The organism is Pseudomonas sp. JAI111 (genome assembly GCF_024809425.1).
GTDB lineage: Bacteria > Pseudomonadota > Gammaproteobacteria > Pseudomonadales > Pseudomonadaceae > Aquipseudomonas.
Map to the genome: position 1 here is coordinate 56618 of NZ_JANUCB010000014.1, position 19347 is coordinate 75964.

The window sequence follows — 19347 nt, forward strand, 5'->3', positions numbered from 1 at the left end:
TAACGTCTCTCACAAAACTCGTCGCCGCTCATGCCTAAAACACCGATTGCCAGCCGTCCCCACGACCACTCTCATTGCGTGCATAGCGCTCTGTCAGAGGCCGATGCTTTGTGCGCGCGGCAAGGCCTGCGCCTGACCGCCTTGCGTCGGCGGGTGCTGGAACTGGTGTGGCAAAGCCACAAACCGCTGGGCGCCTACGACATCCTGGCAGTGCTCAGCGAGCAGGACGGTCGCCGTGCCGCGCCGCCCACTGTGTACCGTGCGCTGGATTTCCTGCTGGAAAACGGCCTTGTGCACCGCATCTCCTCACTGAACGCCTTCGTCGGCTGCAATCACCCGGAGCATGCCCACCAAGGGCAGTTCCTGATCTGCCGCGAATGCCACGCCGCCATCGAGCTGGAGCAGAAGTCCATCAGCGACGCCATCGTTGGCAGCGCGAAGGATGTCGGTTTCATCGTCGAAGGCCAGACCGTTGAAGTGGTCGGGCTCTGCTCGGGATGTCAGGGGGCTTGATGAGCAACACGCTGATCCGCCTCGAAAACGTTGCCGTCACTTTTGCCGGGCAAAACGTCCTGGACAACATCGATCTGAGTGTTGAGCCAGGGCAGATCGTCACACTGATCGGCCCTAACGGCGCGGGCAAGACCACGTTGGTTCGGGCGGTGCTCGGCCTTCTGAAGCCCGACAGCGGCAGCGTCTGGCGCAAGCCGAAGCTGCGCGTCGGTTACATGCCGCAAAAACTTCACGTCGACCCGACGTTACCGCTTTCGGTGCTGCGCTTCTTGCGCCTGGTGCCGGGCGTGGATCGCGCCATGGCCCTGTCGGCCCTCAAGGAAGTCGGTGCCGAACAGGTGATCGACAGTCCGGTGCAAAGTGTTTCCGGCGGCGAAATGCAGCGCGTGTTGTTGGCTCGGGCATTGTTGCGCGAACCGCAATTGCTGGTGCTCGACGAACCCGTGCAAGGTGTCGATGTGGCCGGTCAGGCCGAGCTCTACAGCTTGATCACACGCCTGCGCGACCGTCACGGTTGTGGCGTGTTAATGGTTTCCCACGATTTGCACCTGGTGATGAGCACCACCGACCAGGTGGTTTGCCTCAATCGCCATGTTTGCTGCTCCGGGCACCCGGAACAGGTCAGCGGCGATCCGGCTTTCGTCGAGTTGTTCGGAAAGAACGCGCAAAGCCTGGCGATTTATCACCACCATCACGACCACGCCCATGACCTGCATGGCTCGGTGGTCACCGCGACCCCGGCGGTCCATACCCACGTCCATGGAGATAGCTGCAAGCATGGCTGATTTTCTGCTTTACGCCCTGCTTGCAGGTCTGGCTTTGGCGCTGGTCGCGGGACCTCTGGGGTCGTTTGTGGTCTGGCGGCGCATGGCCTATTTCGGCGATACCTTGTCCCACGCGGCCTTGCTGGGTGTGGCGTTGGGCTTTCTGCTGGATGTCAGCCCGGCCGTGGCCGTCACCGTTGGCTGCCTGCTGTTGGCGGTGTTGCTGGTGACCCTGCAACAACGTCAGCCACTGGCTTCCGACACGCTTTTAGGCATTCTCGCGCCAAGCACGCTCTCTTTGGGCCTGGTCGTACTAAGCTTCATGCACGAAGTGCGGATCGACCTGATGGCCTATCTATTTGGCGACTTGCTGGCGATCAGTCCGACTGACTTGTCCTGGATTCTCGGCGGCAGCGCGGCTGTTTTGGCCTTGCTGGTGACATTGTGGAGGCCGTTGCTGGCAATCACGGTGCATGAAGAGCTGGCCACGGTCGAAGGCTTGCCGGTCGCGGCGTTGCGCCTGACCCTGATGTTACTGATCGCCGTGGTGATCGCGGTGGCGATGAAGATTGTCGGTGTGTTGCTGATCACTTCGTTGCTGATCATTCCGGCGGCTGCGGCACAACGTCACGCCAGGTCACCGGAGCAGATGGCACTGGGCGCGAGCCTGCTGGGTATGCTCGCGGTCTGTGGCGGGTTGGCGTTGTCATGGTTCAAGGACACCCCGGCGGGCCCGTCAATTGTTGTGACGGCCGCCGCACTGTTTCTGCTGAGTTTTGTCCTGCCCCGTCGAGGGGTGTAGACTTGCTCGTTTTTTGCGCAAATAGAGAGTCGCAGGAATGAAGCTGTTAGCCTCCCGTTATCTGCTCCTTGTCGCATTTTCGCTGCTACTGGGCGCATGTCAAAGCACGCCGCCGGCCGCCACTGAGGCGACCGATGCACGGGCTGCGGCCATCGCGCAGCTGGAACAAAACCTGGCCAGCAGCGAGCTGGCCACTGCCGAAGATCAACTGGCTGCCTTACAGGCGCAGTCGCCGAACGATCCATCCCTTGTGCCGTATCAGCGGCAATTGGCTGAAGCGTACCTGCGTCGCAGCCAGATCGTGCTGCAAAAAGGCGATGTCAATGCTGCCGCAACGGCGCTGGCCCGTGCTCGCGCGTTGATGCCCAAGGCTCCGGCGCTGACAGGGGGCGTCAACAACGCCATCGTCAATGCTCGCAAGGCTGAACTGGATAGAGCCGAAGCTGCGCTCATGGCTGCAGAGGCCCAGCCCCAGGCGAAAGTGATCGATCCGACGGCAGAAAGCACGACGATCGCGCTGAACCTCGCGGATATGACAAAGCTTCGCCGGCAACTCGATGCGATTGCTGCTGATGTGGTGAATTACCAGTGCGACGTGAGCATTCAAGCGCCACGTACCGAGGATTTTCCTTGGTTGGCGACGTTGCTCACCAAAAGGGTGAAGAAGCTGGATTCCGGGTTTGATCTGAAGCTTGAGAAGCAGATCCTGCGCAACGTTCCCGCGCAAATGGTCTTGAGTCCGCGTAAGCAGCCTTAAAAGCATCGCGGGCAAGCCCGCTCCCACAGGATTTAATCGTTCACGAAATAGCGAACGAAATTAATCTTTGTGGGAGCGAGCATGCTCGCGAAGGCGTCGTCCCTGACTACACAAATCCTTAAGCCGGAATCGCCTTGGCCTTCGGCTCCCGATCCCAAACCCGATGCTGCCCGATGGCGGCAAAGAACGGTTTGATCAACTTGGCATCCGCGCCCACGATCAGCCCCGCATCGACCTCAAGCTTGAGCACATCCAACAACTGTTTAGCCTCGCCATGCAGCGCAATGGCTTTCAGGTGCTTGTACGCCTCGAGCAGGTAATGCAGCGCCACGCCATCGCCGCTCAATGCTTTGATCGACGCTGCGCCACCCGGTACGAATACGGCGTCAAACGCCACCGAAGGCAATCCTTCCATCGATGCATCCACCGGCAGTGATTTGCCATCTGCCGTTTTCACGGGCGCGGAAGTCGGGCCGAGCAATTTCGCATGCGCGCCTTCTGCTTGAAGCGCCTTCTTCATGGCATCAATCGCTGCACCATCGACGCCGTTGGCTGCAAGAATTGCCACTTTGCGGGTTTTGATATCCGCCGGCAGCAGGTTCGCTTGGCTCAGGGCCGGTGAGCGATCCAGCGACGTCTTGCGCACTTCGACGGTGCCGGCTTTGGGCGCTGGCAAACCAAGGTTTGTCGCAACGCGCTTGGCCAGTTCCAGATCGATGTTGGCCAGGATCTCATTCACTTGGCGCGCACGAATAAATTCACGCTCAACCTTGCCCAGCTCAAAGCTGTAGGCCGCGATGATGTGTTCCTGCTCGTGCTTGCTCATGCTGTGAAAAAACAGCCGCGCCTGGGAGAAGTGGTCGCCGAACGATTCGCTGCGCTGGCGGATCTTGTTGGCGTCAATGCGCTCCGGATACGTCTCGAAGCCGCCGTCCTGTGCCGCCGGTGGCGTTTCTTTCGGCCATCCGCCATCGATCGAGTTCGGCTCGTAGGAAGCGCGTCCCTTGTCGATGGTGGTGCGATGCATGGCATCGCGCTGACCGTTGTGGAACGGCGCGACCGGACGGTTGATCGGAATCTCGTGGAAATTCGGTCCACCGAGTCGGCTGATTTGCGTATCGGTGTAGGAAAACAGTCGACCTTGCAGCAAAGGGTCGTTGGAGAAGTCGATGCCCGGCACGATATGCCCTGGGCAAAACGCGACTTGCTCAGTTTCAGCGAAGAAGTTGTCCGGGTTGCGGTTGAGCACCATTTTGCCCAGCGGCGTGATCGGCACCAGTTCTTCCGGAATCAACTTGGTCGGGTCGAGGATATCGAAGTCGAACGAGTGCTCGTTCTCCTCTTCGATGATCTGTACGCCCAGCTCCCATTCCGGGTAGTCGCCCATCTCGATCGACTCCCAGAGATCGCGACGGTGGAAATCGGTGTCTTTACCGGCGAGCTTCTGCGCTTCATCCCACACCAGCGAGCAAGTCCCGGCGGTAGGGCGCCAATGGAATTTGACGAAGCGTGATTTACCTTCGGCGTTGACGAGCCGGAAGGTGTGCACACCGAAACCTTGCATGCTGCGCAGGCTTTTCGGAATGGCCCGGTCGGACATGGCCCAGATCACCATGTGCGCCGACTCCGGCACCAGGGACACAAAATCCCAGAAGGTGTCGTGAGCCGAGCCACCGGTAGGAATCTCGTTGTGCGGCTCCGGCTTCACGGCGTGCACGAAGTCAGGAAACTTGATGGCGTCCTGAATGAAGAACACCGGCATGTTGTTGCCGACCAGGTCGAAGTTGCCTTCCTCGGTGAAGAACTTCACGGCGAAACCGCGCACATCGCGCACGGTGTCGCCCGACCCGCGCGGGCCCTGGACCGTAGAGAAGCGCGCGAAGACCGGGGTTTTATGACCGGGGTCTTGCAGGAAACCGGCCTTGGTCAGGACTGAATGGTTTTCGTACGTCTGGAAATAACCATGAGCACCGGTGCCGCGCGCATGGACGATGCGCTCGGGAATGCGTTCATGGTCAAAATGCGTGATTTTTTCACGCATGATGAAATCTTCCAGCAACGACGGCCCGCGAGCGCCGACCTTCAAGGTGTTCTGGTTGTCCGAAACTTTCACGCCCTGATTGGTGCGCAGGGCCTGATCAGTGGCATCGGAGCGAAATTTTTCCAGGCTGTCGAGCTTGGTATTGGTGTTGCCTCGGTCCAGGGTATCGGTCCCGGCCAGTGCGCTTTTTGGAGCGGCAGGCTTCTTGGTACTCATCGGTTTTAAACTCCTCGTTGCGATTCCCGCCGTAGCCAGGACTCTTGAGCAATTCCCCAGGCACGGCACCGGGGGCGTTTTCGAGTTGCCTAATAAGTGACTGATGACGTTTTGCGCCGTTCCTTTTTTCTAACCTTTGATCGCGTTATTGCCAAATGGAAGGTTGAATGCGGAATAAATGCTAATAACCTCTATACGGACAGGCTAAAATGCGCGCCCGGCTAACCGCTGATCCTTTTCCAACGCGCCCCACAAGGTTCGCTACGTGATCGAGTTTCAAAACGTCCACAAAACCTACCGCGTCGCCGGTAAGGATATTCCCGCCCTGCACCCGACCAGTCTGACGATTGAGAACGGTCAGGTCTTTGGCCTGATCGGCCATTCCGGTGCGGGAAAAAGTACCCTGCTGCGTCTGATCAATCGCCTGGAAGAATCCAGTGGCGGCAAGATCATTGTCGACGGCGAAGAAGTCACAGCGCTCGACGCTAATAGCTTGCGGCGTTTCCGTCAGCAGGTCGGGATGATTTTCCAGCACTTCAACCTGCTGGCATCCAAGACCGTGGCCGACAACGTGGCGCTGCCGCTGACCCTCGCCGGCGAACTGTCGCGCAGTGAAATCGACTTGCGGGTGGCGGAATTGCTGGCACGGGTCGGTTTGTCCGATCACGCCAAAAAGTACCCGGCGCAGTTGTCCGGTGGCCAGAAGCAGCGCGTCGGCATTGCCCGCGCCCTGGCGACCAAGCCGAAAATCCTGTTGTGCGACGAAGCCACCAGCGCACTGGACCCGCAGACCACTGCGTCGGTCCTGCAATTGCTGGCCGAGATCAATCGCGAGTTGAAGCTGACCATCGTCCTGATCACCCACGAGATGGACGTGATCCGTCGGGTCTGCGATCAAGTGGCGGTGATGGACGCGGGCGTGATCGTCGAACAAGGTTCAGTGGCCGAGGTGTTCCTGCATCCGAAGCACCCGACCACCAAGCGCTTCGTGCAAGAAGACGAGCAGATCGACGAAAGCGAACAGCGCGATGACTTCGCTCACGTGCCGGGCCGCATAGTACGCCTGACCTTTCAGGGCGAAGCGACCTACGCGCCATTGCTGGGAACCGTTGCCCGGGAAACAGGTGTGGACTACAGCATCCTCGCCGGCCGTATCGACCGCATCAAAGACATCCCCTACGGGCAATTGACCCTGGCCGTCACCGGTGGCGACATGGAAGCGGCGTTCGCCCACTTCACCGCCGCTGACGTCCACATGGAGGTGTTGCGCTGATGGAAGTCCTGACAAGTTTCTTCGTCAATATCGACTGGTTCGAAATCTGGCTGGCCACCGGCGATACATTGCTGATGCTCTTCGGTTCGCTGTTGTTTACCGTTTTGCTCGGCCTGCCGCTTGGCGTGCTGCTGTTTCTCTGCAGCCCGCGTCAGTTGCTCGAAGCCAAAGGCGTCTACGCGATGCTGTCGCTGATGGTGAACATCCTGCGTTCGCTGCCGTTCATCATCCTGCTGATCGTGATGATCCCGTTCACCGTGCTGATCACCGGTACGTCCCTGGGTGTGGCCGGTGCGATTCCGCCGCTGGTGATAGGCGCTACGCCATTTTTTGCACGACTGGTGGAAACCGCCTTGCGTGAAGTCGATCGCGGCATCATCGAGGCGACCCAGGCGATGGGCGCTACGACGCGCCAGATCATCACCAATGCCTTGCTGCCGGAAGCCCGCCCGGGCATCTTCGCGGCGATAACGGTGACGGCGATTACACTGGTGTCCTACACGGCGATGGCGGGTGTGGTGGGCGCGGGTGGTCTGGGCGACCTGGCGATCCGTTTCGGTTACCAGCGTTTCCAGCCTGATGTGATGGTCGTGACGGTGATGTTGCTGCTGGTACTGGTTCAAGTGTTGCAAACCGTCGGCGATAAGATGGTCGTACACTTTTCACGTAAATGACAAATGAGCCGGCCATTCGCTGGCAGGCGCCAAATGCAGGCGCCTCACATGGAGTTAGCTGAATGAAAAAACTACTTGTCGCGTTCGCCGCTGTTGCAGCGTTCGCTGCTCACGCCGATGAACTGACCGTTGCGGCCACCCCGGTTCCGCACGCAGAAATCCTCGAATTCGTGAAGCCGGCCCTGGCCAAGGAAGGTGTGGACTTGAAGGTCAAAGTCTTCACCGATTACATCCAGCCGAACGTGCAGGTCGCCGAAAAACGTCTGGACGCCAACTTTTTCCAGCACCAGCCGTACCTCAATGAGTTCAACAAGGCCAAGGGCACTAACCTGGTGGCCGTTGCCGGCGTTCACCTGGAACCGCTGGGCGCTTACTCCAGCAAGTACAAGGCGCTGACCGAACTGCCTGGTGGCGCCAACGTGGTGATTCCGAACGACGCCACCAACGGCGGCCGTGCGCTGTTGCTGCTGGCCAAGGCTGGTCTGATCAAGTTGAAGGATTCCAACAATATCCTGTCGACCGTCAAGGACATCACCGAGAACACCAAGGACCTGAAATTCCGTGAACTGGAAGCCGCGACCATCCCGCGCGTGCTGACTCAGGTCGATCTGGCGCTGATCAACACCAACTACGCGCTGGAAGCCAAACTTGATCCGTCCAAGGATGCGCTGGTCATCGAAGGCAACGATTCGCCGTACGTGAACATCCTCGTAGCCCGTGAGGACAACAAGGACAGCGACGCGATGAAGAAACTGGTTGCTGCCCTGCACAGCCCGGAAGTGAAAGCCTTCATCCTCGAGAAGTACAAAGGCGCGGTATTGCCGGCGTTCTGATCTACCCCTCTACACTGATCGTTCCCTCGCTCTGCGTGGGAATGCCTCACCGGACGCTCCGCGTCCGTTTGGGGACGCAGAGCGTCCCTGGCTGCATTCCCACGCGGAGCGTGGGAACGATCAGATATAAAAAAACCGCAGCTTGGGCTGCGGTTTTTTTTTGGCCGGTTTTCTTACTTGCGCTTGAGCATCACCGGCAATTGCGCCACCAGTTTCTGGTTATTCAACGGTGCACGAATGAATCCACGTTGCGTCCCGTCCGGCCCGATCACCGCGAGGTTGCCGCTGTGGTCGACGGTGTAGTTCGGCTTGCTGGTGTCCGCCGGAATAAACGGGATGCTCACCGCGTTGGCCAGTTTTTGAATGTCGTCCACGGAAGAGGCCGTCAGGCCTTTGAACTGCGGATCGAAGTAACCCAGGTACTGCTTGAGTTGCTTGGGCGTGTCACGGTTCGGGTCGACGCTGACCAGAATGATCTGCAACTTGGCCACCGCCTCTGGCGGCAATTCACTCTTGATCTGACGCAACTGGGCGAGGGTGGTCGGGCAGATGTCCGGGCAGAAGGTGTAACCGAAGAACAGCAGCGACCATTTGTCTTTCAGCTCATTGACCGTGACAGGCTTGCCGTCTTCGTCCGTCATCGTCACGTTCGGCAGGTTGCGGCTTTGCGGCAGCAAAATGATCCCGGCGTCGATCAGCGCTGTCGGATCGCCCTGGCCTTTGCCGGACAGCACTTTGTTGATGGTCAGGCCCAGAACCAGTGCGATCAGGGCGACAAGGATGAAGACGGTTTTCTGAGTTCGAGTCATAGGTTCAACAGTAAGTAGTGGTCTACGAGCAGCGCGATAAACAGCAGGAACAAGTAGTAAATAGAGTACTTGAAGGTGTTGATCGCCGCGTGCGGCCGAGTGCCACGGTACAGCACGATGGCCCATTGCAGGAATCTGGCGCCGAGTCCCAGCGCGCAAATCAGGTAGAGCATGCCGCTCATGTGGATCACGTAGGGCATCAGGCTGACGGCCAGCAGCGCGAAGGTGTAAAGCAGGATGTGGATTTTGGTGTAGTGCTCGCCATGGGTGACCGGCAGCATCGGAATGTCGGCCTTGGCGTATTCCTCTTTGCGGTGAATGGCCAGGGCCCAGAAGTGTGGCGGGGTCCAGGCGAAGATGATCAACACCAGCAGCAACGGTTCGGCGCTGACATGCCCCGTCGCAGCGGTCCAGCCGAGCAACGGCGGCGCGGCACCGGCCAGGCCGCCGATGACAATATTCTGCGGCGTCGCGCGCTTCAGGAAACCGGTGTAGACCACCGCGTAGCCAAGCAAGGAAGCGAGGGTCAGCCAGGCTGTCAGCGCATTGGTGAAGGCCAGCAGCACGGCTTGTCCAAGCAGCGCCAACACCAGGGCAAAAATCAGCGCGGCTGCCGGGGACACTCGACCTTCGGCCAAGGGGCGTTTGTGCGTGCGAGCCATGACCGCATCAATACGCCGGTCGACCACATGGTTCACCGCCGCTGCGCCGCCCGCACACAGTGCGATCCCCAGATTGCCAAACACCAGCACGGTCCACGGCACCCCGGCGCGGGTCGCCAGAAACATGCCGACCAGCGAGGTGATGAGCATCAGCACCACCACTTTGGGCTTGGTCAGCTCCAGGTAATCACGCCAGATGGCCTGACTGTGACGCGCGCCGATCAGAGTCGCCATGGCGTCTCTCCTTTTATTGTTATGGGGCCGGCCGAATGTTTACGCGGGCTGAAGCGCCAGCGCGGAGTTTGCTGCTTCACCCGAACCAGACTGGTTCGCGCGTGATAGTTGACCAGGACCATCGTCAGTAGCAGCGCCGCGCCACCGGCGTTATGGGCGACAGCCACCGGCAGGGGCAGGTGGAACAGCACGTTGCTGATGCCGAGGGTGATTTGTGCGCCGAGTGCAATCAGCACCAGCCCTGCCAGGCGAGTCATGCCGACCACCTTCAGTTGCCAGGCCAGCCCAAGTAGTACGAGCGTCACCAGCAACGCGCCGATCCGGTGAGTCAGGTGAATCGCCGTGCGGGCATCGCTATCCAGTTGCCCGCCAAGGTAATTGGGGCCGATGTGCTGGGTCAGGTGAAAGCCGTTGGCGAAGTCAGCCGGCGGCAGCCATTGCCCATGGCAGGTCGGGAAATCGATGCAGGCCACTGCCGCGTAGTTGGAGCTGACCCAACCGCCGAGGGCGATTTGCAGGATCACCAGCAGCAATCCCGCCGTCGCCCAGTGTTGCAGACGCCGTGGCACCGTCAGCGCCGGCACTAAGCCGGACAGGCGCAAGGTCAGCAAAAACAACAGACTCAGCGTCGCAAATCCGCCGAGCAAATGCCCGGTGACCACCTGCGGCCAGAGCTTGAGCGTTACCGTCCACATGCCGAACGCCGCTTGGGCAAACACCACGCCCAACAGAAACAATGGCAACTTCACCGGTTGCCCCGGATGACGGCGATGCACCCAGGCACGCCCGGCCAGCACCGAAATCAACAGCCCCAGTGTGCCGGCGAAATAGCGGTGGACCATCTCGTTCCAGCCTTTATGGGCTTCGACAGGCGCCTCGGGAAAATGCAATTCGGCATGGGCCAGTTGAGCTTCGCCTTTGGGCACGCTGATAAAACCGTAGCAGCCCGGCCAGTCCGGGCAGCCGAGGCCGGCGTGGGTCAGGCGGGTGTAGGCGCCGAGCAGCACTACAATCAGTGCCAGCAAGGTGGCAAACAACGCGAGGCGAAATCCAGGTTTGGCCATGACGATGCCCTTATCCGATGTTCGACAGTTTCAACAGATGACGCAGGTCGTTGAGCAGGTCCTTACCCTTGACCGTCGGGTCGTAGCGCAGCACCAGATTGCCGTGAGGGTCGATGATCCAGAGATGCGGTACTGCCTGGTCGCCGGCGGCTTTATGGAACTCGGTCAAATTCAGTGGATAGCGCTGTAATTGAGGATACTCGCGGGTGAGTTTGGCGTCGTAATCGCTGCTCAGCGGTTGCGCCGCGGCGAGTGCGTGACTGGCGCGCCCGGCGTCGCGGCCAAGGCCGATCTGGACTTGTCGCGCCAGGTACACCAGTTGTTGGCAGTCGACCGAACACTCCTTGGGCGCCGTGACCAGCAATTGCCAACGGTCCTCTTGCGCCTGCACGCCAAGGTCGGCGCGGGACTGGCCATTGCCGATCAGTTCGCCGTGATAGCTGCGGCCCTCTGGCACCCAGAATTGCAATTTGTACATGCCGGTGGCGAGGATCATCGGACCGATCACCCCCAGCAGGATCAGCAGCAACTGCAAGCGACCCTTGCGCCGGCTCACCGGTGTTTTCGCCTCAGACATGCTGGGTGGATTCATGGCCGCTCCCATGGTGTTTCTCCTTTGCGTTGTGCCAGCCGAGGTAGATGAAAAGGCCGAGCAGGGCGATCGACATGGCGAACCACTGCACGGCATAAGCGATGTGTTTCTCCGGCCCCATGGCCACCACGGGCCAATCGGCCTGGTAGGACGCGGGGCCGGTTTCTTCACGTAATTCGTAGGCAAAGCCTTCACGATCGAGCGTGGTCCACAGCTTCGCCGGGTCAACGGCCGTCACCAGCTGTGGCCAGGTTGTGGTGCTCGGGTCGGCGTGCAACTGAAACGTCGCGCCGGGGGACACGTAAACCCAGGCAGTCAGGTTCAACGCCTCGGTCGGCGTGGTGAATTGCGGCGGTGTGCGCCGGTCCGGCCACGGCAGCCAGCCGCGATTGACCAGCAGCCAGAGTCCGGTGGCCTGATCCTGGAACGGTTGCAGCAACTCGACGCCGACCTTGCCGTCGCGTTGGCGGTTATCCAGCAGCAGGCTGTGGGCGGGATCGAACTGGCCGCGCAAGTGAACGCGGCGAAACGCCGGATCTTCAGTGTGTTGCAGTGCGGTACTGGCCATCGGTTCAGCGGCACGGCGTTCGGTGTAGGTGTGCAGGAGCGCGCTTTTTTCCGCGCCCCGGCTCAATTGCCAGAACCCGAGCGACACCAGCAGCGGCAGCAGGATTGCGACCACCAGCGTTGGCACGACACCCGGCCGGAAGCGCTTCATGGCGTCGCCAGAAAGTCGGTCATCGCGATAGCTATACTCAAGTGCATCGCCTTTCCCCGGAGTTTCACCATGCTCAAAGCAGCCATCGTCCTGATGCTGATTGCCACGGTTGTCAGCCTGTTCAGCGGCCTGTTTTTTCTGGTCAAGGACGACAGCAGCTCGAACCGCCTCGTCATTGCCTTGAGTGTTCGTGTTGCACTGGCCGCCGTGACCGTCGGCTTGATCGCCTGGGGTTTTTACAGCGGCCAGTTGGTCTCTACGGCACCTTGGTAAAACCTCAGAGCACGTAGACGAAAACAAACAGCCCGATCCACACCACATCGACGAAGTGCCAATACCAACTCGCGGCCTCGAAGCCGAACTGATGTTCGTTATCGAAGTGTCCTCGCATGATCCGCATCAGCATCACAAACAGAATGATGGTGCCGATGGTCACGTGGGCGCCGTGGAAACCGGTGAGCATGAAGAACGTCGCGCCGTAGATGCCCGAGCCGAGGGTCAGGCCCAGCTCGTGGTAGGCGTGCATGTACTCTTCAGCCTGGAAGGTGAGGAACGCGCAACCCAGCAGCACGGTGATCGCCAGCCAGATTTTCAGCGCACCGCGATGGCCCTTTTTCAAGGCGTGGTGGGCGATGGTAATGGTGACGCTGGAACTCACCAGCAACACGGTATTGAGCAACGGCAAACCCCAAGGGCTGATGACTTCCTTGGGTGGCGGGAACAGTTTCGGATCCGGGGTATGCAGCAGCGGCCAGGCGAACTGGAAGTTAGGCCACAGCATGTGGGCGATACCTTTCGGACCTTCGCCGCCGAGTGCGGGACCCGAAATGTGCCTTACATAGAACAGCGCACCGAAGAAAGCGATGAAGAACATCACCTCGGAGAAGATGAACCAGCTCATGCCCCAGCGGAACGAGCGATCCATCTGCGCGCTGTACAAGCCGCCGCGACTTTCCTTGATCACCGTGCCGAACCAGCCGAACAGCATGTAGGCCACCAGCAGGCCGCCGACGAAAAAGATCAGCGGGCCGTGGGATTCGGGTCGCGCCGCTTTCAGGTCATTGAACCAGGTGGCCAGGCCGAAAACGGTCGTGAGCATGCCGACCGTGGCGATGATCGGCCATTTGCTCTGGGCCGGAACGTAATAATGTTCATGAGTTGCCATTTATTGTTCTCCTTATCGGGCACGCTCAACCGCCAGTGTTTACAGCTACCGGTGGATGTCGGGCGGTGATATCGAACAGCGTGTAGGACAGCGTCAGGTGCTTCACATCCTTGGGCATGTCACGGTCAACGATGAAACGTACCGGCATCTCGATCCGTTGACCGGGCTGCAGCACTTGCTGGGTAAAGCAGAAACATTCGGTTTTGTGGAAGTACGCCGCCGCTTCACTGGGTGCGATGCTCGGCACTGCCTGGGCGCTCATGGGGTGATCGGTCGGGTTGTAGGCGACGAAAATCATCTCGTTCACGGCCCCCGGATGCGCCGTCAGCTCATTGCCCTTGGGATAGAACTCCCAGACCATGTCGGCGTTATTCATCGACAGAAACTGCACGCGCACTTGTCGCGACATATCCACCACTTGCTCGCCTTCGTATTGCCCGGCGGTCTTGCCGTTGATGCCGAACGCCTTGCACATCACGTCGTAGATCGGCACCAGGGCAAAGCCGAAGACAAACATCGCCACCACCACCAGTAGCAGGCGGGTGACGAGTTTCTTCAGCGAAATCGAATCAGCCATGATTCAAGCCCTCAACACCAGACCCTGTGGGAGCTGGCTTGCCTGCGATGGACGCGACACGGTGAGTCAGACAAATTGCCATCGCGAACAAGCCGGTTCCCACAAGGGTCAGTGCGTTCATTTCACTTCCGGCGGCGTGGTGAACGTGTGATACGGCGCGGGTGACGGGATGCTCCACTCCAGGCCTTCGGCCCCATCCCACGGTTTGGCCGGTGCTGGCGGGCCGCCGCGAATGGTCTTGATCACGATGAACAGGAAGAAGAGCTGCGTGGCGCCGAACATGAACGCGCCAATCGACGACACCATGTTGAAGTCGGCAAATTGCAGGTTGTAGTCCGGAATCCGCCGCGGCATGCCGGCCAGGCCTACGAAGTGCATCGGGAAGAACGCCATGTTCATGCCGATGAACGAGAGCCAGAAGTGCAGCTTGCCCAGGGTTTCGTCATACATGTGGCCGGTCCATTTCGGCATCCAGTAGTAGGCTGACGCGAAGATCCCGAAGATCGCCCCCGGCACCAGCACGTAGTGGAAGTGCGCGACCACGAAGTAGGTGTCCTGGTACTGGAAGTCCGCCGGGGCGATGGCCAGCATCAAGCCGGAGAAGCCGCCGATGGAGAACAGGATCACGAACGCCACCGCAAACAGCATCGGCGTCTCGAAGGTCAACGAGCCTTGCCACATGGTGCTGGCCCAGTTGAACACCTTGACCCCGGTGGGCACAGCGATCAGCAACGTGGCGTACATGAAGAACAGTTCGCCCACCAGTGGAATGCCGACCACGAACATGTGGTGCGCCCAGACGATGAACGACAGGAACGCAATACTCGCTGTCGCATAGACCATCGAGGTGTAGCCAAACAGCGGCTTGCGCGAGAAGGTCGGGATGATCGAGCTGACGGCACCGAAGGCCGGCAGGATCATGATGTACACCTCGGGGTGACCGAAGAACCAGAACACATGCTGGAACAACACCGGGTCACCGCCACCGGCGGCGCTGAAGAAACTGGTGCCGAAGTGGATGTCCATCAGCATCATCGTCACGCAACCGGCCAGAACCGGCATCACCGCGATCAGCAGGAACGCGGTAATCAGCCAGGTCCAGACGAACAGCGGCATTTTCATCAACGTCATGCCGGGGGCGCGCAGGTTGAGGATGGTTGCGATCACGTTGATCGCCCCCATGATCGAACTGATCCCCATCAGGTGGATGGCGAAGATGAAGAACGTGACGCTTTCCGGTGCATAGGTCGTGGAGAGGGGGGCGTAGAACGTCCAGCCGAAGTTCGGTCCGCCACCAGGGGTGAACAGGGTCGAGACCAGCAGGATGAATGCGGCCGGCAACAGCCAGAAGCTGAAGTTGTTCATCCGTGGCAGGGCCATGTCAGGCGCGCCGATCATCAATGGGATCATCCAGTTGGCGAGGCCGACGAAGGCCGGCATCACCGCACCGAAGACCATAACCAGGCCGTGCATGGTGGTCATCTGGTTGAAGAACGCCGGCTCGACGATTTGCAGTCCGGGCTGGAACAGTTCGGCGCGAATCACCATCGCAAACGAACCGCCCAGCAGGAACATGCAGAACGCGAACCACAGGTACAGCGTCCCGATATCCTTGTGGTTGGTGGTCAGCACCCAGCGCATCAGGCCTTTGGCAGGGCCATGGGCGTGGGCAGTCTCGGTTTGAACATGGTCATCGACGACAGCAGTCATGTCCTGTCTCCTGCAAACAGAGGGGCTGGGCAGGTCAGGGCGTGCAGCCCCGACCGGTTCCTTACGTGCGCAATAGACCGGGTCATTTGCTTTCCGCCTGTTTCAGCTCCAGCACTTCTTTAGGAGTGACCATGTCGCCTTTGTTGTTGCCCCAGGCGTTACGTTCGTAGGTCACGACCGCCGCGATATCGACTTCCGAAAGCTGCTTGCCGAACGCCGCCATGGCGGTGCCGGGTTTGCCGAAGTAAACGCGGTGCAGGTGGTCGGCTTTGGGGCCGGTAGCAATCGGCGAGCCTTTAAGCGCCGGGAACATTGGCGGCAGGCCTTGGCCTTCGGCCTGGTGACAGGCCACGCAGGTGGTGTGATAGATCTTGTCGCCGCGTTCTTTGAGCTCGTCGAGCGTCCATTCCTTGCTGGTCAGCTCTTTAAGCTGCATGGCCTCGGCTTTACGTTCGGCCAGCCATTTGTCGTAGTCGGCCTTTTCCTTGACCTCGACCACGATCGGCATGAAGCCGTGGTCCTTGCCGCACAATTCGGCACATTGGCCACGGTAGATGCCCGGTTTGTCGATGCGGGTCCAGGCTTCGTTGACGAACCCCGGGATCGCGTCGCGCTTGACTGCGAAGGCCGGCACCCACCAGGAGTGGATAACGTCGGCGGAAGTCACCAGGAAGCGAACTTTGGCGCCGATCGGCAGCACCAGCGGCTTGTCGACCTCGAGCAAGTAGTGCTCGCCCTTGGTTTCCTTGTTGTGGATCTGATCGGCAGGGGTGTTCAGGTTGCTGAAGAACTCAACGTCCTGGCCGAGGTATTTGTAATGCCACTTCCACTGATAGCCGGTGATCTGGATTTCGATATCCGGTTCACTGGCGTCGTACATCTTGATCAGGGTTGCGGTCGCAGGAACCGCCATGGCCACCAGGATCAGGAAGGGCACGATGGTCCAGAGGATTTCGACGGTGGTGCTTTCATGAAATTTTGCAGCCACCTGCCCGGTCGAGCGGCGGTGGAGGATCATCGACCAGAACATGGCGCCGAAGACGATGATGCCGATCACCACACAGATCCAGAAGATGGTCATGTGCAGATCAAATACTGCGTGACTGATTTCAGTCGCTCCCGGCGCCATATTCACAGTCCAGGCGGCGTGCGCAGGACTGAAAATCGACCACAACAGGAGGCCCATCCAGACGTGTGGATGTCGCATCATTGCGGGTTCCCCTTATCGTTCTTGTTATCCCGCCGGCAAACACCAGCGGCAAGGGAGCGGCATTTTCAGACTACGAACTTGAATCGCCGTGCCTTGCTGCATGTGCAGTCGGGCGTCATCAGCTAACTCCATTCCAACCCGAGTATAGACAGCGACCGCGACCTCGCAATGTGATGGCGTAAATGATCTGAAACAGCTGGGACTTGCGTTCAAGGTCACGAATGGAGAAGGATGCAGACGAGTGGTGGCAAACCGATATAACGGAGGCGTCTCAAGGATGAAACAATTATGACAAATGCGTCTTAGCGTTCGTCATACGCCAGCTAAGTTATGTCTTCCCTATTTCATTGCCTTGTTTCCTGGAGTTTTCATGAACACCGCCGCATTGCGCGAGCAGATCCAAAAAGCCCAACAACATGAAGCCGATACCGGCCTGCTGACTCGTCAGCTGGAAAGCAAACTGCCTCATTTACATCCATCGATTCAATTGCCGGAAACGGATGCCAACGGTGTACTGGCGCGTTTCGTCGCCGCTTACATAAATGAAGTGCCTGATCTGCTGGATGCAGCCAATGAAGTCGCCAGGGAAGCGGGTATCGAGTCACAGATCAAACCGGTGCTGACGATTGCCGAACAGTATTTCCTTCAGCCACCGGCGATCATGGCCGGTCATGTCGGTCTGGACAGCCTGCTGGACGAGGCGTATCTGGCACATCGGCTGGTTGAAGAGGTCAACGATCTGTACATCAAGCATTTTGGCCAGCCACTGATCCCCTTGGACATGACTGTCGCCAACCTGATTGCCCACCAATTGATCGGTGAGGAGTTCGCCAACCAGCTGGACGAGGCGGTACATCACGCCGTGGACGAGATGCTCAACGAGGAAAGCTTTGCGCTGGAATCGGTCGAGGCCTACCGTGAAAAGCTCAGCAGCCCGGACACTGGCGCCGCGTGGAAGCGCTGGCCGTGCATGTCGCGCCGTTTAGGCGTGGGCTTTGAACTGGATCAGCCGGCGGCTTGATCCAACGGGAGAAACCGAACACCTGTGGGAGCGGGCTTGCTCGCGAAGGCGGTCGATCATTCAACATTGATGTTGACTGACACACCGCTTTCGCGAGCAAGCCCGCTCCCACATTGTTTTCTACGCGGCTGAACCTACGCCGGTGGTCGTCCGCAAACGCCCCTCCAACCTGCGCTTCAGACCCCTCGCTTCAATGATCAGCTTCGACCCCTTGGCCGCATTGGCCCGGCCCCATTCCTCCAGTAATTCCAGGCACGAGTGATCGATGTAGCTCAGGTTATTGAGCGGCACATGCACCGTCGTACCTGCAGGGATGGTCCCCAGGACTTGAGTCAATGCCGGTACTTTGAGAAAGGTCGCGGCGCCCATCAGGCGCAACTCCATTTCACCGTCCGTGGGCAGGTCGATCAGACCGATTTTCAGTCGCGAAGCTTTCCACGCCAGTTTCGCCAATGTCAGGCCAAAGCCGATCAACACACCCGTCAGCAGGTCGGTGAAGATGATGGCCAGCGCTGTCGCCGCGTAAGTGAACATCGGCATCCGGCCATAGCGGCCCAGGCCTCGAAAGGCCTTCATGTCGACCAGTTTGAAACCGGTGTACACCAGCACACCCGCCAGGCTCGCTACCGGAATACTTTGCAGCACACTGGACAACAGCAACACAAAGGCCAGCAGCCACAAACCATGGAACACCGTCGACAGACGCGTGGTGGCACCGGCCTGAACGTTGGCCGAGCTGCGCACGATCACACCGGTCATTGGCAGCGCACCCATCAGGCCGCAGAGCATATTGCCCACCCCTTGCGCCGATAACTCTCGGTCAAAGTCTGAACGCTGGCCGCTGTGCATACGGTCCACCGCTGCTGCCGAGAGCAAGGTTTCGGCGCTGGCGATGAAGGCCACGGCAAAAGCGGCAATCAGCAAGGTCGGGTCCGCGAGGTTGAGCAAGTCGGCCGGTTTCAACCAGTCGATGGCCTCGGCCAGATTGGCCGGGACTTCCACCCGTTTGACCTGCAACGCGAGGATAAGGCTGGCGACAGTCGCCAACCCGACGCCAAGCAGTGCACCGGGAATGAAGCGCAATGAGTGAGGGCGAAATTTTTCCCACAGCCACATCACGGCAATCGTCGACAACCCAAGCAAACCTGCCTGCCAGCCAAGGGACGGCAATGCCTGCATGACGGCAGCCGGGAAGGCCGCGAGATTGTCCAGGCCGGAAGGCTTGGGCACGGCGTCGAGCATCACATGCACCTGTGAAAGCACGATCAGCACACCGATCCCGGCAAGCATGCCGTAAACCACGGCTGGCGCCGTGACCCGGAACCAGCAACCCAGCTTCAAGCGCCCGGCCACCAGCTGCAGAAAACCCGCCAGCAGCAGGATCGGCCCGAGCATGGCAATACCGTGCTGGCGCACCAATTCGAAGACCAGCACCGCCAAACCTGCCGCTGGGCCACTGACTTGCAGAGGCGAGCCGGCAAGCCAACCGACGACCAGTCCACCAATGATCCCGGTGATCAAACCTTTGGCGGGTGGCAAACCCGAAGCGATCGCGATGCCCATGCACAAGGGCAGGGCGACGAGAAACACGACCACGGATGCCAGCAGCTCCCGTGGCAGAACAGCTTTCAATTGCGCAGCACGCATGGTGATTCTCCCGAAGTTTTCTTCAGGCATGGCAAAGCCAGGCTGCTCAATCAGCAGCCTCGGCT

20 protein-coding genes are annotated in these 19347 nt (G+C 59.6%); 9 read left to right on the forward strand and 11 right to left on the reverse strand.

Annotated elements, in window-relative coordinates; translation table 11 throughout:
- The first annotated feature begins 30 nt into the window (after nt 1-30).
- Genes zur through HNR03_RS29790 form a run of 4 tightly spaced genes read left to right on the forward strand, consistent with a single transcriptional unit; the run spans nt 31 to nt 2836 of the window.
- Nucleotides 31-513: a zinc uptake transcriptional repressor Zur gene (zur, locus tag HNR03_RS29775; RefSeq protein ID WP_090177408.1), complete on the forward strand. Its 483-nt coding sequence runs from the start codon at nt 31-33 to the stop codon at nt 511-513.
- Nucleotides 513-1298 carry a zinc ABC transporter ATP-binding protein ZnuC gene (gene znuC / locus HNR03_RS29780; protein ID WP_259157688.1) on the forward strand — a complete coding sequence of 262 codons (786 nt, stop codon included), beginning with the start codon at nt 513-515 and terminating at the stop codon, nt 1296-1298. The genes zur and znuC overlap by 1 nt, the downstream gene beginning before the upstream one ends.
- Nucleotides 1291-2079 carry a zinc ABC transporter permease subunit ZnuB gene (znuB, locus tag HNR03_RS29785; protein WP_090177401.1) on the forward strand — a complete coding sequence of 263 codons (789 nt, stop codon included), beginning with the start codon at nt 1291-1293 and terminating at the stop codon, nt 2077-2079. The genes znuC and znuB overlap by 8 nt, the downstream gene beginning before the upstream one ends.
- A 37-nt stretch (nt 2080-2116) precedes the next feature.
- Complete coding sequence (locus HNR03_RS29790; protein ID WP_222589198.1) at nt 2117-2836, forward strand: PA5502 family lipoprotein; 720 nt, start codon at nt 2117-2119, stop codon at nt 2834-2836.
- A 118-nt stretch (nt 2837-2954) separates the two neighbouring features.
- Here the strand turns inward: HNR03_RS29790 and katE are convergent, their stop codons facing one another.
- Nucleotides 2955-5093: a catalase HPII gene (gene katE / locus HNR03_RS29795; protein WP_222589199.1), complete on the reverse strand. Its 2139-nt coding sequence runs from the start codon at nt 5091-5093 to the stop codon at nt 2955-2957.
- A 265-nt stretch (nt 5094-5358) separates the two neighbouring features.
- On the opposite strand from katE, the gene HNR03_RS29800 reads away from it, so the two are divergent.
- The 3 genes from HNR03_RS29800 (at nt 5359) to HNR03_RS29810 (ending at nt 7873) form a co-directional block, all read left to right on the forward strand.
- Nucleotides 5359-6366: a methionine ABC transporter ATP-binding protein gene (locus tag HNR03_RS29800; protein WP_259157695.1), complete on the forward strand. Its 1008-nt coding sequence runs from the start codon at nt 5359-5361 to the stop codon at nt 6364-6366.
- A complete protein-coding gene (locus HNR03_RS29805; protein WP_090177389.1) occupies nt 6366-7040 on the forward strand; it encodes a methionine ABC transporter permease in 675 nt (224 codons plus the stop codon). The genes HNR03_RS29800 and HNR03_RS29805 overlap by 1 nt, the downstream gene beginning before the upstream one ends.
- Nucleotides 7041-7102: 62 nt before the next feature.
- A complete protein-coding gene (locus HNR03_RS29810; protein WP_090177385.1) occupies nt 7103-7873 on the forward strand; it encodes a MetQ/NlpA family ABC transporter substrate-binding protein in 771 nt (256 codons plus the stop codon).
- A 173-nt stretch (nt 7874-8046) separates the two neighbouring features.
- Here the strand turns inward: HNR03_RS29810 and HNR03_RS29815 are convergent, their stop codons facing one another.
- From HNR03_RS29815 to HNR03_RS29835, 5 genes are read right to left on the reverse strand one after another with little or no spacing between them, the layout of a single operon-like run.
- A complete protein-coding gene (locus HNR03_RS29815) occupies nt 8047-8682 on the reverse strand; it encodes an SCO family protein (RefSeq protein ID WP_259157699.1) in 636 nt (211 codons plus the stop codon).
- The gene (cyoE, locus tag HNR03_RS29820) at nt 8679-9578 is read right to left on the reverse strand and encodes a heme o synthase (protein WP_222589203.1); all 900 of its coding nucleotides are present in this window, start codon (nt 9576-9578) and stop codon (nt 8679-8681) included. The genes HNR03_RS29815 and cyoE overlap by 4 nt, the downstream gene beginning before the upstream one ends.
- On the reverse strand, nt 9566-10642 hold the full coding sequence (locus tag HNR03_RS29825; RefSeq protein ID WP_222589204.1) for a heme A synthase: 1077 nt from the start codon (nt 10640-10642) through the stop codon (nt 9566-9568). Before HNR03_RS29825 ends, cyoE begins: the two co-directional genes overlap by 13 nt.
- A 10-nt stretch (nt 10643-10652) precedes the next feature.
- A complete protein-coding gene (locus tag HNR03_RS29830) occupies nt 10653-11246 on the reverse strand; it encodes a hypothetical protein (protein WP_259157704.1) in 594 nt (197 codons plus the stop codon).
- Nucleotides 11212-11952, reverse strand: coding sequence for an SURF1 family protein (locus tag HNR03_RS29835; RefSeq protein ID WP_222589206.1), 741 nt, complete (start codon nt 11950-11952; stop codon nt 11212-11214). The genes HNR03_RS29830 and HNR03_RS29835 overlap by 35 nt, the downstream gene beginning before the upstream one ends.
- A 69-nt stretch (nt 11953-12021) precedes the next feature.
- Between HNR03_RS29835 and HNR03_RS29840 the strand changes: the two genes are divergently transcribed.
- Nucleotides 12022-12225, forward strand: a complete 204-nt coding sequence (locus tag HNR03_RS29840; protein WP_090177370.1) for a twin transmembrane helix small protein — start codon at nt 12022-12024, stop codon at nt 12223-12225.
- Between the two features lie 4 nt (nt 12226-12229).
- Here the strand turns inward: HNR03_RS29840 and HNR03_RS29845 are convergent, their stop codons facing one another.
- The 4 genes from HNR03_RS29845 to coxB form a co-directional block, all read right to left on the reverse strand.
- Nucleotides 12230-13117 carry a cytochrome c oxidase subunit 3 gene (locus HNR03_RS29845; protein WP_259157708.1) on the reverse strand — a complete coding sequence of 296 codons (888 nt, stop codon included), beginning with the start codon at nt 13115-13117 and terminating at the stop codon, nt 12230-12232.
- 25 nt (nt 13118-13142) lie between these two features.
- Nucleotides 13143-13694 carry a cytochrome c oxidase assembly protein gene (locus HNR03_RS29850; protein ID WP_208670660.1) on the reverse strand — a complete coding sequence of 184 codons (552 nt, stop codon included), beginning with the start codon at nt 13692-13694 and terminating at the stop codon, nt 13143-13145.
- A 117-nt stretch (nt 13695-13811) separates the two neighbouring features.
- Complete coding sequence (gene ctaD, locus HNR03_RS29855; RefSeq protein ID WP_259157710.1) at nt 13812-15404, reverse strand: cytochrome c oxidase subunit I; 1593 nt, start codon at nt 15402-15404, stop codon at nt 13812-13814.
- Nucleotides 15405-15486: 82 nt separating this feature from the next.
- Nucleotides 15487-16614, reverse strand: coding sequence for a cytochrome c oxidase subunit II (gene coxB / locus HNR03_RS29860; RefSeq protein WP_259157711.1), 1128 nt, complete (start codon nt 16612-16614; stop codon nt 15487-15489).
- 370 nt (nt 16615-16984) lie between these two features.
- Between coxB and HNR03_RS29865 the strand changes: the two genes are divergently transcribed.
- Complete coding sequence (locus HNR03_RS29865) at nt 16985-17635, forward strand: hypothetical protein (RefSeq protein WP_222589211.1); 651 nt, start codon at nt 16985-16987, stop codon at nt 17633-17635.
- A 120-nt stretch (nt 17636-17755) separates the two neighbouring features.
- On the opposite strand, the gene HNR03_RS29870 is transcribed toward HNR03_RS29865, so the two are convergent.
- Nucleotides 17756-19282, reverse strand: coding sequence for a SulP family inorganic anion transporter (locus HNR03_RS29870; RefSeq protein ID WP_259157714.1), 1527 nt, complete (start codon nt 19280-19282; stop codon nt 17756-17758).
- Nucleotides 19283-19347 lie beyond the last annotated feature (65 nt).

What these genes read in the sequence shown, in the direction of transcription:
- ctaD (WP_259157710.1), bottom strand. Translation starts at nt 15,404, where the DNA reads ATGACTGCTGTCGTCGATGACCATGTTCAAACCGAGACTGCCCACGCC.
- HNR03_RS29850 (WP_208670660.1), bottom strand. Translation starts at nt 13,694, where the DNA reads ATGGCTGATTCGATTTCGCTGAAGAAACTCGTCACCCGCCTGCTACTG.
- HNR03_RS29835 (WP_222589206.1), bottom strand. Translation starts at nt 11,952, where the DNA reads ATGAAGCGCTTCCGGCCGGGTGTCGTGCCAACGCTGGTGGTCGCAATC.
- HNR03_RS29790 (WP_222589198.1), top strand. Translation starts at nt 2,117, where the DNA reads ATGAAGCTGTTAGCCTCCCGTTATCTGCTCCTTGTCGCATTTTCGCTG.
- znuB (WP_090177401.1), top strand. Translation starts at nt 1,291, where the DNA reads ATGGCTGATTTTCTGCTTTACGCCCTGCTTGCAGGTCTGGCTTTGGCG.
- znuC (WP_259157688.1), top strand. Translation starts at nt 513, where the DNA reads ATGAGCAACACGCTGATCCGCCTCGAAAACGTTGCCGTCACTTTTGCC.
- coxB (WP_259157711.1), bottom strand. Translation starts at nt 16,614, where the DNA reads ATGATGCGACATCCACACGTCTGGATGGGCCTCCTGTTGTGGTCGATT.
- cyoE (WP_222589203.1), bottom strand. Translation starts at nt 9,578, where the DNA reads ATGGCGACTCTGATCGGCGCGCGTCACAGTCAGGCCATCTGGCGTGAT.
- katE (WP_222589199.1), bottom strand. Translation starts at nt 5,093, where the DNA reads ATGAGTACCAAGAAGCCTGCCGCTCCAAAAAGCGCACTGGCCGGGACC.
- HNR03_RS29845 (WP_259157708.1), bottom strand. Translation starts at nt 13,117, where the DNA reads ATGGCAACTCATGAACATTATTACGTTCCGGCCCAGAGCAAATGGCCG.
- HNR03_RS29840 (WP_090177370.1), top strand. Translation starts at nt 12,022, where the DNA reads ATGCTCAAAGCAGCCATCGTCCTGATGCTGATTGCCACGGTTGTCAGC.
- HNR03_RS29805 (WP_090177389.1), top strand. Translation starts at nt 6,366, where the DNA reads ATGGAAGTCCTGACAAGTTTCTTCGTCAATATCGACTGGTTCGAAATC.
- HNR03_RS29810 (WP_090177385.1), top strand. Translation starts at nt 7,103, where the DNA reads ATGAAAAAACTACTTGTCGCGTTCGCCGCTGTTGCAGCGTTCGCTGCT.
- HNR03_RS29815 (WP_259157699.1), bottom strand. Translation starts at nt 8,682, where the DNA reads ATGACTCGAACTCAGAAAACCGTCTTCATCCTTGTCGCCCTGATCGCA.
- HNR03_RS29825 (WP_222589204.1), bottom strand. Translation starts at nt 10,642, where the DNA reads ATGGCCAAACCTGGATTTCGCCTCGCGTTGTTTGCCACCTTGCTGGCA.
- HNR03_RS29830 (WP_259157704.1), bottom strand. Translation starts at nt 11,246, where the DNA reads ATGGGAGCGGCCATGAATCCACCCAGCATGTCTGAGGCGAAAACACCG.
- HNR03_RS29870 (WP_259157714.1), bottom strand. Translation starts at nt 19,282, where the DNA reads ATGCGTGCTGCGCAATTGAAAGCTGTTCTGCCACGGGAGCTGCTGGCA.
- HNR03_RS29865 (WP_222589211.1), top strand. Translation starts at nt 16,985, where the DNA reads ATGAACACCGCCGCATTGCGCGAGCAGATCCAAAAAGCCCAACAACAT.
- zur (WP_090177408.1), top strand. Translation starts at nt 31, where the DNA reads ATGCCTAAAACACCGATTGCCAGCCGTCCCCACGACCACTCTCATTGC.